The 16,301-nt window shown below is 60.1% G+C and carries 13 protein-coding genes; 5 read left to right on the top strand and 8 right to left on the bottom strand.

Annotated features, from left to right (window positions below; all coding sequences use genetic code 11):
• The first annotated feature begins 87 nt into the window (after nt 1-87).
• The 4 genes from ACP7EG_RS26730 (at nt 88) to ACP7EG_RS26715 (ending at nt 4,255) form a co-directional block, all read left to right on the top strand.
• Nucleotides 88-816: a hypothetical protein gene (locus ACP7EG_RS26730; RefSeq protein ID WP_426090097.1), complete on the top strand. Its 729-nt coding sequence runs from the start codon at nt 88-90 to the stop codon at nt 814-816.
• A 280-nt stretch (nt 817-1,096) separates the two neighbouring features.
• The gene (locus ACP7EG_RS26725) at nt 1,097-1,300 is read left to right on the top strand and encodes a hypothetical protein (RefSeq protein ID WP_426090096.1); all 204 of its coding nucleotides are present in this window, start codon (nt 1,097-1,099) and stop codon (nt 1,298-1,300) included.
• Entirely contained in the window at nt 1,300-2,847 is a 1,548-nt protein-coding gene (locus ACP7EG_RS26720; protein ID WP_426090095.1) for a sulfatase-like hydrolase/transferase, read from the top strand. The genes ACP7EG_RS26725 and ACP7EG_RS26720 overlap by 1 nt, the downstream gene beginning before the upstream one ends.
• Complete coding sequence (locus ACP7EG_RS26715) at nt 2,831-4,255, top strand: class I SAM-dependent methyltransferase (RefSeq protein ID WP_426090094.1); 1,425 nt, start codon at nt 2,831-2,833, stop codon at nt 4,253-4,255. Before ACP7EG_RS26720 ends, ACP7EG_RS26715 begins: the two co-directional genes overlap by 17 nt.
• Nucleotides 4,256-4,323: 68 nt before the next feature.
• Here ACP7EG_RS26715 and ACP7EG_RS26710 read toward each other — a convergent pair whose 3' ends face one another.
• The 8 genes from ACP7EG_RS26710 to ACP7EG_RS26675 all read right to left on the bottom strand — a co-directional run bounded on the left by ACP7EG_RS26710 (nt 4,324) and on the right by ACP7EG_RS26675 (nt 14,628).
• Nucleotides 4,324-4,608: a helix-turn-helix domain-containing protein gene (locus tag ACP7EG_RS26710; RefSeq protein WP_426090093.1), complete on the bottom strand. Its 285-nt coding sequence runs from the start codon at nt 4,606-4,608 to the stop codon at nt 4,324-4,326.
• Between the two features lie 148 nt (nt 4,609-4,756).
• Nucleotides 4,757-5,992 carry a Zn-dependent hydrolase gene (locus tag ACP7EG_RS26705; RefSeq protein WP_426090092.1) on the bottom strand — a complete coding sequence of 412 codons (1,236 nt, stop codon included), beginning with the start codon at nt 5,990-5,992 and terminating at the stop codon, nt 4,757-4,759.
• Between the two features lie 15 nt (nt 5,993-6,007).
• Entirely contained in the window at nt 6,008-7,399 is a 1,392-nt protein-coding gene (hydA, locus tag ACP7EG_RS26700) for a dihydropyrimidinase (protein ID WP_426090091.1), read from the bottom strand.
• A 21-nt stretch (nt 7,400-7,420) separates the two neighbouring features.
• On the bottom strand, nt 7,421-8,905 hold the full coding sequence (locus ACP7EG_RS26695) for an NCS1 family nucleobase:cation symporter-1 (RefSeq protein WP_426090090.1): 1,485 nt from the start codon (nt 8,903-8,905) through the stop codon (nt 7,421-7,423).
• 134 nt (nt 8,906-9,039) lie between these two features.
• Entirely contained in the window at nt 9,040-10,320 is a 1,281-nt protein-coding gene (preA, locus tag ACP7EG_RS26690) for an NAD-dependent dihydropyrimidine dehydrogenase subunit PreA (RefSeq protein ID WP_426090089.1), read from the bottom strand.
• Nucleotides 10,320-11,687: an NAD(P)-dependent oxidoreductase gene (locus tag ACP7EG_RS26685; protein WP_426090088.1), complete on the bottom strand. Its 1,368-nt coding sequence runs from the start codon at nt 11,685-11,687 to the stop codon at nt 10,320-10,322. Before ACP7EG_RS26685 ends, preA begins: the two co-directional genes overlap by 1 nt.
• 47 nt (nt 11,688-11,734) lie before the next feature.
• Nucleotides 11,735-13,237 carry a CoA-acylating methylmalonate-semialdehyde dehydrogenase gene (locus ACP7EG_RS26680; protein ID WP_426090087.1) on the bottom strand — a complete coding sequence of 501 codons (1,503 nt, stop codon included), beginning with the start codon at nt 13,235-13,237 and terminating at the stop codon, nt 11,735-11,737.
• 74 nt (nt 13,238-13,311) lie between these two features.
• Nucleotides 13,312-14,628 (bottom strand): aspartate aminotransferase family protein, encoded by a 1,317-nt coding sequence (locus ACP7EG_RS26675; RefSeq protein ID WP_426090086.1) that lies wholly within the window; start codon nt 14,626-14,628, stop codon nt 13,312-13,314.
• A 199-nt stretch (nt 14,629-14,827) separates the two neighbouring features.
• On the opposite strand from ACP7EG_RS26675, the gene ACP7EG_RS26670 reads away from it, so the two are divergent.
• A complete protein-coding gene (locus tag ACP7EG_RS26670) occupies nt 14,828-16,297 on the top strand; it encodes a PLP-dependent aminotransferase family protein (RefSeq protein ID WP_426090085.1) in 1,470 nt (489 codons plus the stop codon).
• The last annotated feature ends 4 nt before the right edge of the window (nt 16,298-16,301 follow it).

Below are 16,301 nucleotides of genomic sequence, written 5' to 3'. Positions count from 1 at the left end.
GATGTGAAACCTCCCATGTTTTAGACAGGCAGGTTCAATTGTGGTTCAACAAACTACCGCTAAGTAACCCCCAATTCGATGGCGACCATGGCGCTGCTTAAGTGTCCTTCTTCGAGGCGCACGCTGGCGCCGGACAGTGCCGAAATCTGGGCCAACATAGCTTTTTTGAAGGAACGCAGCGACTTGCTGGCCGAAGCCGAAGCTTGTTACCGTCACGCTTTGCTAATGCTGCCCGACAACCAGAAAATCCTGCAAAACCTCGGCTTGCTGTTGTTGAAAATGCGGCGCTTCGGCGAAGCCGAGTTGCTGTGCCGCCTGGCGGTGGAACTGGCCAGAGCCTGGTCCAACCTCGGTGTGCTGTTCGTTGGCACCAAGCGCGAAACGGAGGCCGAGTGCTGTTGCCGCGACACCATCGCTGTTGACCCCACCTATGCGAAGGCGCATTTCAACATGTCTTATTTGCTGTTGCGCCAGGGGCGGATGGAAGAGGGCTGGGCGATGCTCGAATACCGTGCCAATTCGCCAACACTGGCCGAGTATTTCACTTGCCCGCGCTGGTCGGGCGAAGCGCTCGATGGCCGGTCGCTGGTGATCGTCCTTGAAGCGGGCCATGGAGGCCTGATCCATTTTTGCCGCTATGTGCCACTGCTGAAGTCCGTCTGTAGCACACTGATTTGTCATCCAGTATTGAAAACCCTGCTGGCCATGCTGTCTGGCGTTGACCGTTTATATGCGCTCAACGAAGTCATCGGTGCGGTGGCGGCATCGCTGCAGAGGACAAGCGGAAATCATATGTCTGGCGATTACAAATATTAAATGGCGCGCATACTTGCGAGGACATGGTCAGGAGACGGCAGTTGACGTCGCGGCAGCATAACCGGAAAATCGCAGTGTTGCATTAACGCCATCCCTTGTGATGCCGAAGAGCATTCGGGGAGGAGGCGGAATCAGCCCAGTTGCGTATATAATAGTCAATCAGCAGGAAGAAGTCGCAGCCTCGCTTGAATCAAGCGCCACTCCACATTATTCATATTTGAATTTAATTTCATTGATTGAAATTTTTATTTAATGGGATAACCTCCGACAAGGTAATACCATGCTTGACAAAAAATCAATTTTGATGGCCACTTTTATTCTCCTTTTCCCCGGCACTGCATTCGCCTATGTCGATCCGGGAACCGGGGCCTATCTGCTGCAGCTGTTGATCACCGTCTTCGGCGCGGTGATGTTTTATATTTCACGCCCTGGCCAATTATTCAAGTTGATCCGGAATTTTTTTTCAAGAAAAAATAAAAAATAATGACGCGTCTGAATACGGCAACAGGTTTGTCCCTACTTTATGCATCGGCTTATTTTCTGAATTTTTTAAATCCGTTGACGCTTTATTTTGTGCCATCGTTTTTTGATTATATTGTTTATCCCTCGCTGGTCACCGTTTTTTGCCTGGTACCGGTTATTTTGCTGGCGACCAGTTCCCTGCCAAGTGCCGGCATCAAGCGCAAGTTGATGTTTTTTGGTACTGCGGCGTTCACACTGGTGGCGATAAAAAGCGCTTTTAATGCGGCGGATTATCCATGGGGTAATCTCGTACAACTCATCATGCCATCGGTTTTTGAATCGACGAATCGATTTGGCATCGGAAAAATCATGCTGGTCGGCGCTACGCTGGCGATTATCTTCGGATGTTTATATCTGACCCGAAACAACTTGTCAAAGTGGATACGCGCTCTGTCAACGATGGGGTATGCCTTTGTCTTTCTTGCGCTGTATCGTTGTATCGCTCTTGACTTCTTTTTTCAACCCGCGGCACCTGCGGCGGTCACGCCGGATCACGCGGTGACTACCGTCGATCGACGCGTGGTATGGGTTATTTTTGATGAAATGGACTATGCACTGAGCTTGAAGCCGGGTTCCGGCATGGCCGCTGCCATGCCAAACTTTTCGGCGTTGACGGCGCGTGCGATCAGTGCAGACCAGGCGTTTTCACCTGGCCAGGACACGTCATATTCCATCCCTGCGTTATTGACGGGCACAGCGCTATCGGGGGTCACGATCAGATCCCAAAACAGACTCGATTTGGTGGATCAGCAGCACAAGATGGTACGTTTTGGCCCGGATAGCGCCATATTTTCGCAATTGCCCGGCGGGCCACAGGCCGCAACAGTGCTGGGTTTTTATCACCCCTATTGCAAGATGTTCCCGTCATTGCAATCTTGCAATAGCACCTATGCAGTCAATGCGGGCAGATGGTTTGACGGCCTGACTTTTTTCAGCACAGCACTGATTTCAGCGATCAAGAATATCAAAGGGGCCACCCGAATTTTGCCGGAGTTCGTGTTATATCATTTTGATCATATGTACCGTGCGTCCGATAACGTGCTGTCTCACCTCGACGCAACACTTGCCAACCAGCGCAGTTCATTCGATTTCATCCATATGAATTTGCCGCATTTGCCCAATATCTATGTGCAGCGCCTGTTGAAGCAGCCGGTAGAAAATGATACCGATGCCTACAGACAAAATTTGATCGGCGCCGACATGGTGCTTGGACGTGTCGTCAAAGATCTGCAAGCGCTTGCCGACAAACAAAATATTCTCCTTGTCGTTTCTTCCGATCATTGGTTGAGGACACATTCCAAGCAGCCGGCCGCGATTCCCTTTGTCGTCTGGAAGGTGGGCGCCAGTGAACCCATTGTCTTGCCGGACCGCATCAGCACTGTCCATAGCAAGCAATTGGCGCTGGATTTTTTGTCCGGAAAACTCGATACCCAGCCTGAATTGGCCGATGCGTTGCGGCGTACACCTTATTATGAAACCTGGAGCGCGCCGGATGGCTACAAATTTTGAAATTCTGAAAAAAGTTTCCTGGCGCGACCCGTCCGGTTTTGTCGCAAAAAAAAATGGCCGGATTTTTCGCGCCGTCAGTACGCAAAAAGTCGATGATGTAGAAACGTTAATCAACGCGCCCTGGTATCGACAAGGAGTCGCCGATGGTTGGTTCCCGCAGTCCGAGTGGGTCGCCGGCCGCGTCGAATCTGTCACTGATACGGAGCATTTACGCTGGCTGGAACACCGCGCTGTCGATTTCCCATGCTATCCGCATGAAATTACCGCTTTGCAGTTGTATGACGCGGCAAAAATGACACTGCAAATCGCCAGGACAGCTTTGGCACACGGCTGGATCATCAAGGATGCATCGGCGTGGAATATCCTGTTCGAACATGGCAAGCCGAGGTTTTGCGATATCCTGTCATTCGAGCGCATGGATGAGTCTGGCGTTTGGATCGCGTATGCACAGTTTTGCCGGCATTTTCTGATCCCCTTGTTGCTTTATCGCCACACCGGCATGCAGACGTCCGCTCTGTTTGTCCAGTACCGCGATGGCGTGCAGCCCGAGCAGGCCAGACGCATTATCGGTGGCTGGCGCGCCTATGTGCAGCCGGCGTTGGAAGCGGTGACCTTGCCGACGTTTTTCGGCGGAATGGGCCAATCGCGTACCAGCGGCGGCGCCAGCGCGCCGAAAGCCAGGTCAGCCGAACTGGCGATGTTCTTGTTGGCGCGTACCTTGAAGCGGCTGGAGAAACATGTCGATGCGCTCAAGCCCGCCGCGTCGGCCAAACCGTCCAAATGGGAAAATTACGAGGCTGACCGGGACCACTACAGCGCGCCCGACGTCGTGGTGAAAACTGCTTTCGTGCGCGCTGCAGTGGACCGGCCCGACATCGCCACAGTGCTCGATCTTGGTTGCAACGCTGGCGAGTTCAGCAAGGTTGCGGCCAGTGCCGGAAAAACAGTGGTGGCGGCCGATTACGATCATGGTGCGTTGTCGCGGCTGTACCAGCAATTGCGCGGCGTGGCGTTGCCGATTTCCCCGATCCTGCTCGACATCGGACGCCCCACGCCGGCGGTGGGCTGGATGAACCAGGAGGTGGATAGTTTCATGGCGCGGGCTGCGGGCAAGTTCGATTGCATCATGGCATTGGGTCTGGTGCATCACTTGCTCGTTTCCGAACGCGCCAGTCTGCCGATGATCCTGGAATTTTTCCTGTCGCTAGCGCCGCGCTTCCTGGTATTGGAATGGATAGAACCGCAAGACCGGCGTTTTGCCGAAATCGCCGGCATCAATGAAGAACTGTATGCGGGGATGTCGATCGACAGTTTTGAACGCGTATTTTGCGAAAAATACACCATCGAGAAAAAACAGCCACTCGTCGCCGGCAACCGGACACTGTACTTTCTTGAAAAGAAGAATTGACGACATGCCGCCCTGAGCGTGACCTGGAGCAAGTTCCAGCTACGCGATAGCGGCGGCCGGGAATTAATCTAGCCTCCATAAGCGGCGCGCTGCTGTGCAGCTGTCCACTTGCGCTTGCGCCCAGTGTGACGTCCTTGGTACAGGCCCATCAGGCCTTGCTTGTTCCAGCGCTGCCGCCACGCTTCGATGCTGTTCAGATGGACATGGAATTCGTTCGCGGTTTGTGGCAACGTCAATCCTTGGCTCAGCCGAACTATCGCTTGGGCGCGTATGCGTACACGTGGGTGGGGATGAAAAATACCCATCTCGCGCAATGTCTGCTGTTCAACCTGCCACAATATCAGTAGTTTCATCACATCAACTCCTGCGTCGTTGCCTATCAGGCTTTGACAGCAAAAATTGACGAACTACTTAGCAGTGCCTGCACTGCGTCGCGGCGGGCGCCTTGCATCGCATCCGCTTCTGTTCGCTATAAATTCACAATAATTCCCCGAGGATTACTTAGACGGCCACGGCCCGCTCCAGCATCGCGTGCAGCAGCACATTGCAGCCCGCTGCCAGGTGCTCGGGCTTGGCATCCTCGATTTCATTGTGGCTGATGCCGTCCTTGCAGGGCACGAAGATCATGCCAGCCGGCGCCAGCCGGGCCGCGTAGATGGCGTCGTGACCGGCGCCGGACACCACGTCCATCACGGAATAACCCAGCTTTGCGGTGGCATTGCGCACGGCGCCCACGCAATCGGGGTGGAACGGGCATGGCGGGTAATAGGACACCCTTTCCAGTGAAATGCCCAAGCCTGTTTTTTCGCGCGTGGCGTCGATGAAGGCCGTGATCTCGCCATGCATGGTGTTGAGCAGTTCGTCGTTCACATTGCGCAGGTCGATGCTGAATGTCACTTCCCCGGGGATCACGTTGCGGCTGTTCGGGAACACCTGCACCATGCCCACCGTGCCGCGCCCATACGGCGGGTAGCGGTTGGCAATGGCGACGACTTCCTGCATGATGACAGTGGCCACCTGCAGCGCGTCCTTGCGCAAGCCCATGGGCGTCGGTCCCGCATGCGCTTCCATGCCCGTCACCACGCAGTCGTACCAGGACAGTCCCATCACGGCAGGCACCACGCCGATGACTTTATCGGCGTCTTCCAGCACAGGACCCTGCTCGATATGCGTTTCGAAATAGGCGCCGATCGGATGGTCGCCCGGCACCTGGTCTCCACGATAGCCGATGCGCGCCAGCTCCTCGCCCACCGTTTTGCCTTCCGTGTCTTTCGCCGCATACGCGGTTTCGAGCGAGAAAGCGCCGCAAAATACGCCGGAACCCATCATCACGGGCACGAAGCGCGAGCCTTCCTCGTTGGTCCAGAATGCCACCTCGATGGGTGCCCGCGTCTTGATCTGTAAATCGTTCAGGGTGCGCACCACTTCCAGTCCGGCCAGCACGCCGTAATTGCCATCGAACTTGCCGCCCGTGGGCTGCGTGTCGATATGGCTGCCCGTCATCACGGGCGGCAGGGTATTGTCCGTGCCGTCGCGGCGCATGAAGACATTGCCGATCTGGTCGATGGTAATGCTCATGCCAGCCTCGCGGCCCCAGCGCACCACCAGGTCGCGCCCCTGTTTGTCGAGGTCCGTCAGGGCCAGGCGCTTGACGCCGCCCTTCACTGTCGCGCCGATCTGCGCCAGTTCCATCAGGGCTACCCACAGCCGTTCGCCATTGATGCGTAGATCATCCATTATTGTCTCCTGACTTCATGCTGTGGTGGCGGCAAACGCCGGGCGCTCGATATAGCGCCCGGCCCCTTCGACGGCCGTCAGCTCGCCCTGGTGAAACACCACCTTGCCGGCGGCAATCGTGGTGTGGGGGATGCCGCGCACGGTGCGCCCTTCGAAGACGTTGAAGCCCCCTTTGGCGAACTGCGTGGCGGCGGAAATGGTACGCGTGCCCTGCGGGTCCCACAGCACGATGTCGGCATCGCTGCCTGCGGCGATGAGGCCCTTGCGCGGATACATATTGAAGATCTGCGCCGCATTGGTCGACGAGACCTTGACGAATTCGGAGGGCGTGAGCATGCCGGAATTGACGCCCGCATCCCACACCACGGCCATGCGTTCCTCGACGCCGCCGCAGCCGTTCGGGATGCGCGTGAAGTCGTCCTTGCCGGCCGCCTTCTGCTCGGCGCAAAAGGTGCAGTGGTCGGTGGCCGTCGTGTGCAGGTTGCCGCTTTGCAGGCCGTGCCACAAGGCCGTTTGATGGTGCTTGCCGCGAAACGGCGGGCTCATGACGTGGCCCGCCACATAATCGAAATCATCGCTCTGGTAGACGCTGTCGTCGATCACCAGGTGGCCCGCCAGCGCTTCGCCATACACGCGCTGGCCGTTGGCGCGCGCCCGCGTAATGGCGTCGAGCGACTCCGCGCACGAGACGTGCACGATGTACACGGGGGTATTGAGCACATTGGCAATCGCAATGGCGCGGTTGGCCGCCTCCGCCTCCACGGCGGGAGGACGCGACAAGGGGTGCGCCTGCGGTCCGGTAATCCCCTTTTTCAGCAAGGCTTGCTGCAATTGAAAAACCAGCTCGCCGTTTTCCGCATGCACGGTGGGCAATGCCCCCAGCTCCAGCGAACGGGTAAAGCTTTTCACCAGCGTTTCATCGTCGGCCATGATGGCGTTTTTGTAGGCCATGAAGTGCTTGAAGCTGTTCACGCCATGCTCGCGCACCAGCACTCCCATTTCTTCATGAACCTGCTCGCTCCACCAGGTGATGGCCACGTGGAAGGTGTAGTCGCCGGCCGCCTTGGCCGACCATGCGCGCCACTGGTGATACGCCTCGATCAGCGACTGCTTCGGGGCAGGAATGACGAAGTCCATAATGGTGGTGGTACCGCCCGCCAGTCCCGCCGCCGTGCCCGTGAAAAAATCGTCCGACGTCACGGTGCCCATGAAGGGTAAATTCATGTGCGTGTGGGTGTCGATCCCGCCCGGCATCACGTACAGGCCGCCCGCGTCGATCACGGTGGCGCCCACCGGCACCGGCAAGTTCTCGCCAACGGCGGCAATCGTGTCGCCCTCGATCAGCACATCGGCGCGAAACGCGCGGTCGGCGTTGACGACGGTACCGCCACGTATCAATGTAGTCATCTTGTCTCCTTCTCGAAAAGATCAGGACTGCGGCACCTGCTGCACGCGTGCCGCCACCTTGCCCTTCATCATGACGCCGTATACGACTGCGGCGATGGCCACGCCCACGAACCAGGCGTAGGTGTAAATGGTTTTAAAGCCTTCGGCCACGCCGGGAAACGCCGTGGGAAAAGCCGCGTTCAGAAAGCCCGGGATATTCGGCAGCACGGCGATGACAAAGGCGATCAGCGCCGCCATGTTCCAGCCATTGCCATACGAGTAGATGCCGTCATCGCGGTACAACTGCCTGACGTCGAGCTGCGTCTTGCGCACAAAATAATAGTCGACGATGAGGATGCCGGCGATGGGGCCCAGCAGGGCCGAGTAGCCGATCAGCCACGTGAAGATATAGCCCTGCGTCGACTCGAGCACTTTCCACGGCATCATGACGATGGCGATGAAGGCCGTGATGTAGCCGCCCATCTTGTACGAAATCTGCTTCGGCGCCAGCGAGGAAAAGTCATACGCCGGGCCCACCAGGTTGGCCGCCAGGTTGACGCTGACCGTGTCGATCAGCAGGATGATCAGGGCGACCAGCACGGCGGCGCCCGTCATGCGGCTGGCCAGGTCGACGGGGTCCCAGATGGCCTTGCCGTACATGACTACGGAACCGGCAGTGACGATCACGGCCAGCATGGCCAGCAACCCCATGGGCACGGGCAAGCCGACGGACTGGCCGATCACCTGGTCGCGCTGCGTCTTGGCGAAGCGCGTGAAGTCGGGAATGTTCAGTGCCAGGGTGGCCCAGAAACCCACCATGGCCGTCAACGATGGCCAGAAGACGCTCCAGAACTGGCCCGCCTTCTTGCCGCCGGGGATGAATTGCGATGGCTGGTCCAGCAGCGCGCCCACGCCGCCGGCCTTGCTGTGCACCCAGTACAGCAGCACGAAGCAGATGAGGATTTTCAGCGGCGCCGTATAGGTTTCGAGTTTGCGGATCGACTCCATGCCATGCAGGATGTAATAGAACTGGATGGCCCAGAAAGCCAGGAAGCACAGCAACTGGCTGCCGTTGATGCCCAGGCCCGCGATCTTCTCGCCGCCCAGTTCATGCCCCATCAAGACGCCCATCAGGGTATAGATCATCTGGCCGCCGAACCAGGTCTGGATGCCGTACCAGCCGCAGGCGACGATGGCGCGCATCAGCGCTGGCAGTCGCGCACCCATGGTGCCGAACGAGGCGCGCGCCAGCACCGCATACGGGATGCCGTATTTGGTGCCCGCATGGCCGATCAGCAGCATGGGCAGGAGCACGATGGCGTTGGCGAGAAATACCGTGAGCACGGCCTGGTAGCCGGACATGCCGCTGTCGATCAGGCTGGCCGACAGCGTGTAGGCGGGAATGCACATCACCATGCCGACCCACAGCGCGGCAAAGTGATACCAGCGCCAGGTACGCTGCGCCGCCGTGGTGGGCGCCAGGTCTTCATTCCACAGCTGCGTATTGCCTGAATAGTCGTGGTTCACAGGTATTCTCCATCGGTTAGGCCGCCGGCATCTTGAATGACGCCAGGGATACGGCATTGTGTAAACTGCGGCAGTCTAGCTTACTGCAAAGACAGGCTACAGTTTATAAAATAAACGTACGCAAAAAACGTGCCCTACACCGTTTCCACCAATGCCCGAGGATTCCTGGGATCCTGCGTCCAGTTCATGTATGGCTTGCCCGTGGCCTGCGGCACCATCGTGATGCAGCCCTGCACCGGACAGGTGATTTCGCACAGGTTGCAGCCCACGCATTCCTCCTTGATCACCTCATACGTGCGCATGCCGGCGGCGTCGATCAGTTGCGCAATCGACTGGTGCGACGTGTCTTCGCAGGCCACATAGCACTTGCCGCACTTGATGCAGTCATCCTGGTTGATGTGCGCGATGACCTGGTAATTCATGTCCAGGTATTTCCAGTCCGTCGTGTTGGCCACGGCCTTGCCGGAAAAATCGCTGATGCTTTCATAGCCCTTCTCATCCATCCAGCGTGACAGGCCATCCTTCATCTCTTCGACAATGCGGAAACCATGCAGCATGGCGGCCGTGCACACCTGCACGCAGCCGGCGCCCAGGGCGATGAATTCGGCCGCGTCGCGCCAGTTGCCGATGCCGCCGATGCCGGAAATGGGCAAGCCGCGCGTCTGCGGATCGCGGGCGATTTCCGCCACCATGTTCAGGGCGATAGGCTTGACGGCAGACCCGCAATAGCCGCCATGGGTGCTGGCGCCGCCCACGATGGGCAAGGCCACCATGCGGTCCAGGTCCAGCGAGGTGATGGAATTGATGGTGTTGATCAGCGAGACGGCGTCCGCGCCGCCCGCCTTGGCCGCGCGCGCCGGCATGCGCACGTCCGTGATGTTCGGCGTGAGCTTGACGATGACGGGTAGCTTGCTGTGCTTCTTGCACCAGGCGGTGACCATCTGCACATACTCGGGCACCTGGCCCACGGCCGCACCCATGCCCCGCTCCGGCATGCCGTGCGGGCAGCCGAAATTGAGTTCGATACCATCCGCTCCTGTCGCCTCCACCTTCGGCAAAATGTCGGCCCAGTAGTGCTCTTCGCACGGCAGCATCAGCGAGACGATCATGGCGCGGTCGGGCCAGTCCTTTTTCACCTGCGTGATTTCGCGCAGATTGATCTCCAGCGAGCGGTCGGTGATCAGTTCGATGTTATTGAAGCCCACCACTTCGCGGTTCTTGCCATACAGGGCGGAATAGCGCGACGATACGTTGACGGCGGCCGGGTCTTCACCCAGGGTTTTCCACACCACGCCGCCCCACCCCGCCTCGAAGGCACGCACCACGTTATAGGCCTTGTCGGTGGGTGGCGCGGACGCCAGCCAGAAGGGATTCGGCGCCTTGATGCCGCAAAATTCGATGCTGAGATCAGCCATTATGCAGCCTCCACTTTATTCAATAAATCGGAATGGATGGCCAGTGCGGCCAGCTTGCCATGCTGGACGGCTTGCACCGTCAAGTCCTGCCCCGGCGCCACGCAGTCGCCGCCCGCATAGATCCCCGGCAGCACCGTGCGAAAGCCTGCATCGACGGCGATCTTGTCGCCTTCGCGCTGCAGCAGCGACGCCATCGGATCAATCAGCACGCCGGTGTCGAGATTCTGGCCGATGGCCTTGAAGATGACGTCGGCCGCCACGTCGAACGTTTCCCCCGTCCCTGCCAGACGCGTGCCCTGCATGCGCGTTTTCTCGAAACGCATGCCGGCGACATGGCCAGCCGCGTCGAGCAGCACCTGTTGCGGCTGGGCCCACGTCAGCATGCGCACCTGGTTGGCCTTGGCGATTTCCTGCTCATGGTGGGTGGCCGTCATGGCGTCGAAGCCGCGCCGGTAGACCAGGGTGACTTCCTCGGCGCCCAGGCGCTGGATCTGCACGGCCATGTCGATGGCCGTATTGCCGGCGCCAATCACGATGGCGCGTTTCGGCACGGGCAGCGCGGCCAGGTCGTCCGCCTGGCGCAGCGCGGCGATGTAATCGACGGCGGCCAAGAGACCCGGCGCATCTTCGCCCGTCAGGCCCAGCTTGCGGCTGGCGCCCAGGCCCAGGCCGAGGAAGACGGCATCGTACTGCGCGTGCAAGTCGCGCAGCTGCAGGTTCTCGCCCAGCACCCGGCGACATCGGATCTCAATGCCGCCGATGCCCAGCAGGAAGTCGATTTCCTTTTGCGCGAAGTCGTCCGTCAGCTTGTACTTGGCGATACCGTATTCGTTCAAGCCGCCCGCCTTGCCTTCCTTTTCAAAGATCACCACGTCGTGGCCCAGCATGGCCAGACGGTGCGCGCACGACAGGCCGGCCGGGCCCGCGCCGACGATGGCGATGGTCTTGCCCGTGGCGGCCGCGCGCTGGAACGGGTGCGCCGCAAAATGCATATGGTCGACGGCGTAGCGCTGCAACAGGCCGATTTTCACAGGCTGGCCTTCCGCGTCGTGGTTGCGCACGCAGACGTCCTCGCACAGGATTTCCGTGGGGCAGACGCGGGCGCAACTGCCGCCCAGGATGTTCTGTTTCAGGATACCGGCGGCGGCGCCGTTGATGTTCTTGTCGTGGATGTTGCGGATGAAGCTGGCCACGTCGATTTCCGACGGACAGATGCGGCTGCACGGCGCGTCGTAGCAGTACAGGCAGCGGGCGCTTTCGATGGCCGCCTGGCGCGCCGTCAGGGGCGGCGCCAGGTCCGTGAAATGGCCCGCCAGTTCCTCATTGGGCAGGGCGGGATGCGGCAAATAGTTCAGGGACTCGATCATCGCGTTTTCCTTCGTTGATCCTGCGGTGGACTTTTAGTTTTAAACCGTCACTTCATCTGGGGAAAAGCAAATTCCACACCAGCGCTTGCCGTGTTCGGCCAGCGCTGCATCACGGCCTTGTGGCGCGTGTAGAAACGCACGCCTTCGGGTCCATACGCGTGGTGGTCGCCGAACATGCTGCGCTTCCAGCCGCCAAAGCTGTTGAAGGCCATCGGCACGGGCAAGGGGATGTTGACGCCCACCATGCCGACCTGGATCTGGCGCACGAATTCGCGCGCCACGCCGCCATCGCGCGTGTAGATGGCCACGCCGTTGCCATACTCGTTGGCGTTGATCAGCTCCACCGCATGCACCACGTCAGGACACCGGAGCACGCACAGCACGGGGCCGAAAATCTCTTCCTTGTAGATGCTCATGTCGCGCGTGACGTGGTCAAATAACGTACCGCCGACAAAGAAGCCGTTCTCGCGTCCCGCCACCACATGGTTGCGGCCATCGACCACCAAAGTCGCGCCCTGCTCCACGCCCGAGGCGATGAGTTTTTCGATCCGCTGCTTGGCGGCCAGCGAGACGACCGGTCCCATTTCCGCACCATCTTCCATGCCGTCGCGCACTTTCAGTGCGGCCGTGCGCGTTGCCAGTGCGTCGATCAATTTGTCGCCTGCGTCGCCCACGGCCACCACCACCGAGATGGCCATGCAGCGTTCGCCCGCCGAACCATAGGCCGCGCCGATCAGCGCGTCGACCGTCATGTCCATGTCCGCGTCGGGCATCACCACCATGTGGTTCTTCGCGCCGCCCAGCGCCTGCACGCGCTTGCCGCTGGCGCTACCGCGCGCATAGATGTATTCGGCAATCGGCGTCGAACCGACAAAGCTGATCGCCTGCACCACGGGGTGGTCGAGCAAGGCATCAACGGTGACTTTATCGCCCTGCACCACGTTGAAGACGCCGTCGGGCAAGCCCGCTTCCTTCAGCAATTTCGCGTGCAGCAGGGAGGCCGACGGATCGCGCTCGGACGGTTTCAAGACGAAGGTATTGCCGCAGGCGATGGCGACGGGGAACATCCACATCGGCACCATCACAGGGAAGTTGAATGGCGTGATGCCGGCCACCACGCCCAGCGCCTGGCGCATGGACCAGGCATCGATGCCGCGCGAAATCTGGTCCGTGAATTCGCCCTTTAACAACTGCGGGATGCCGACGGCAAATTCCACCATCTCGATGCCGCGCGCCACTTCGCCCTGGGCATCGGCAAAGGTCTTGCCATGTTCGCGCGTGAGCATGGCGGCAAATTCATCCGTGTGCTGCTGACACAGCTGCAGGTAGCGAAACAGCACGCGCGCGCGCGTCAATGGCGGCGTGGCCGACCACGAGGGAAAGGCGGCGGCGGCTGCCTGTACGGCAGCGTCGACATCTTCCACGGTACCGAGCGCCACGCGGGCCACGGGTACTCCCAGTGCGGGGTTGTAGACGTCGCCGTAGCGGCCACTTTGCGTGTCGACCTTGGCGCCGTTGATGTAGTGGGTGATGGTGTCGAGATCAGTCATTGGTATTCCTCTTTATAAACCCAAAAAAATGCTGGGGTCAGACCCAACGGGTCTGACCCCGGGTTGACGCCGTCTCAATCGAGATTCTTTAAAACCTTCGCCAGCTTGCCAAACAGCTCGTCGACATGCTGTTTTTCCAGCACCAGCGGCGGCGACAGGGCGATGATGTCGCCTGTCGTGCGTATCAGCACGCCGTCGGCGAAAGCCTGCTTGAAGGCGCTGAAGGCGCGCGTGCCCGGCTTGCCGGCGATGGGATCGAGTTCGATGCCGGCGATCAGGCCGATGCTGCGCAGGTCGATCACGTGCGGCAAGCCTTTCAGCGAGTGCACGGCGTCGCTCCAATACGCCTGCATCGCTTTGGCGTGGCCCAGGATGTCCTGCTCCTCGAACACTTGCAAGGTCGCCAGCGAGGCGGCGCAGGCCAGCGGGTGGCCGGAATACGTGTAGCCGTGGAACAGTTCGATGCCCGGTGGCGCATCCATGAAGGCGTCGTGGATGTACTTTTTGCTGAAGACGGCGCCCATCGGCACCATGCCGTTGGTCAGGCCCTTGGCCGTCGTCATCAGGTCCGGCTCGACGTCGAAATAGTCAAAGGCGAACGGCGTCGTCATGCGGCCGAAACCCGTGATCACTTCATCGAAGATGAGCAGGATGCCGTGTTTGGTACACAGCTCGCGCAAGCGTTTCAGATAACCTTTCGGCGGAATCAGCACGCCCGTGGAGCCGGCCACCGGCTCGACGATGACGGCCGCAATCGTCGAGGCGTCATGCAGGGCGACGATGCGTTCCAGTTCATCGGCCAGGTGGGTGCCGTATTCGGGTTCGCCCACCGTATAGGCGTTCTGGTCCAGGTTGTGCGTGTGCGGCAGATGGTCCACGCCTGGCAGCAAGGGGCCGAAGGTCTTGCGGTTGCCGCCGATGCCACCCACGGAAATGCCGCCGAAGCCCACGCCGTGATAACCGCGTTCGCGGCCGATCAGGCGCGTGCGTGCGCCCTCGCCGCGCACGCGGTGATAGGCCAGCGCGATTTTTAACGCCGTGTCGACGGCTTCGGAACCGGAGTTCGTGTAGAAGACGTGGCCAAATTTATGCCCCGTGTAGTCCATCAGTTTTTCCGCCAGGTCAAAGGCGGCCGGATGGCCCATCTGGAAGGTGGGTGCGAAATCGAGCTGGCCGACCATCTCGCGGATGGCGCCGACGATCTGCGGCTGCGCATGGCCGCATGGCACGCACCACAGGCCGGCCGTACCATCGAGGATGGCGTTGCCATCGACATCCTTGTAATACATGCCTTCAGCCGACACCAGCAAGCGTGGATTGGCCTTGAAATCGCGGTTATTCGTAAACGGCATCCAGAATGCCGACATCGATTCCGGCCTTGTTTCGTTCATGATCTTCTCCTTGGGATGGGCTGGCGCGGCGCCAGGATCGTTTTTGACGAAGCGTAAAATAATTTACCAGTTGGCAAAAAGCTGATGTAATAATAGACAGGCCATCTGCAATGGCACAGATACACAAACGGCAAAGTACCCCAACCGTACAGGTCGAAAAACCACTACAGTTTTGTGCAAGGCAGCATAAGGAGCCACCGTGAAGCACAGCGACAGCACAGACGATGCCCCCGAGCAAGGCAGTGGCTGGCCCGTGCTGGACATCGACCGCCAGAAAAAGGGCGGCCTCGTCGAGCAGATCGTCATCGCCATCAGCGTCATGGTGGGCAGCCGCGCCCTGCGCATCGGCACGCGCATGCCGTCCGTGCGCCAGTTCGCCCGCTGCAATGGCGTCTCGACGTTCACCGTCGTCGAATCGTATGACCGCCTGGTCAACCTCGGTTTGCTGTCATCGCGGCGCGGCTCCGGCTATTTCGTCGCGCGCCACGATATCGCCGCCTCGCCGCAAGCCGCACTCATTGCCAACACCCTTGCCAGCCCCACCGCCATTGATGCCCTCACGCCGGACCTGTATTCGGGCGTATCCGATGCCCTGCCCGTGGGCGCGGGCTGGCTGCCGCCCGAGATGTATGGCGAAGCGACCGTGCTCGATGCCGTACGCCAGGCCATGCGCATACCCGCCAGCCGGCTGCGCGGCTATGGCCATCCCTTGGGCTTTGCCTCGCTGCGCCAGCACCTGGCAAGCAGCCTGTCGGAAGAGCTGTTCCAGGTGGAGCCGGACCAGGTCTTGCTGACGCATGGCGCCACGCATGCCTTCGATCTGATCCTGCGCAGCCTGACCAAGCCGGGCGACACGGTGCTGGTGGAAGACCCCGGCTACAGCAATCTGCAGTCGCTGATACGCCACCACGGCTGCATCCCCGTGGGCATTGCGCGCAGCGAGGCGGGCCTCGATCTCGATGCGCTGGCCGTTGAAGCCGCGCGCACGCAGCCGAAGCTGATGTTCGTCAACACGGTACTGCAAAATCCGCTCGGTACTTCCTTGAGCCAGGCGCAGACGCACCGTCTGCTGGCGCTGGCCGAGCAGTTCGATTTCTGGCTGGTGGAAGACGATATCTACCGCGAACTGGCGGCGCGCGGCGAAGCATCGCTGGCGGCGATGGACGGCTTGCGCCGCGTGATCCGCGTGGGCAGTTTTTCCAAGACCCTGTCGCCCGTGCTGCGCGTGGGGTCGATTTGCGCCTCGCCGCCGCTGGTGGCCGAACTGGTGCGCGTGAAAATGCTGGCGGGACTGACGACGTCGGAAATCAACGAGCGCGCCGTCTACCACGCCATCTCCGCGCGGCCCTACAAGCGCATGGTGGAACGCCTGGTGGCGCAACTCGAGGCGGCCCGCGAGCGCAGCATCGACTGCCTGGCACAGGCGGGCATGGCGCCCGTGGCGCGACCGCGTGGCGGCATGTTCGTCAGCGCCGGCTGGCCCGACCTGCAGACACCGGAATGGAATGGCAAGATCATCGCCGACATGGCATTGAAGGCCGGTATCCTGCTGTCGCCGAACGAATTTTTCATGCTGCGCGCGCCCGAGACGGTGTGGTTCCGCTTCAACGTGGCCTACACCGATACCCCCGTGCTGCAAGCCTTCCTGCAATCGATCCGCCCACGCTAAAGAA

Source organism: Janthinobacterium sp. PSPC1-1 (assembly GCF_049897625.1).
In the GTDB taxonomy this organism is placed as follows: domain Bacteria; phylum Pseudomonadota; class Gammaproteobacteria; order Burkholderiales; family Burkholderiaceae_D; genus Janthinobacterium; species Janthinobacterium tructae.
This window is presented reverse-complemented; position numbering and strand designations above follow the sequence as displayed.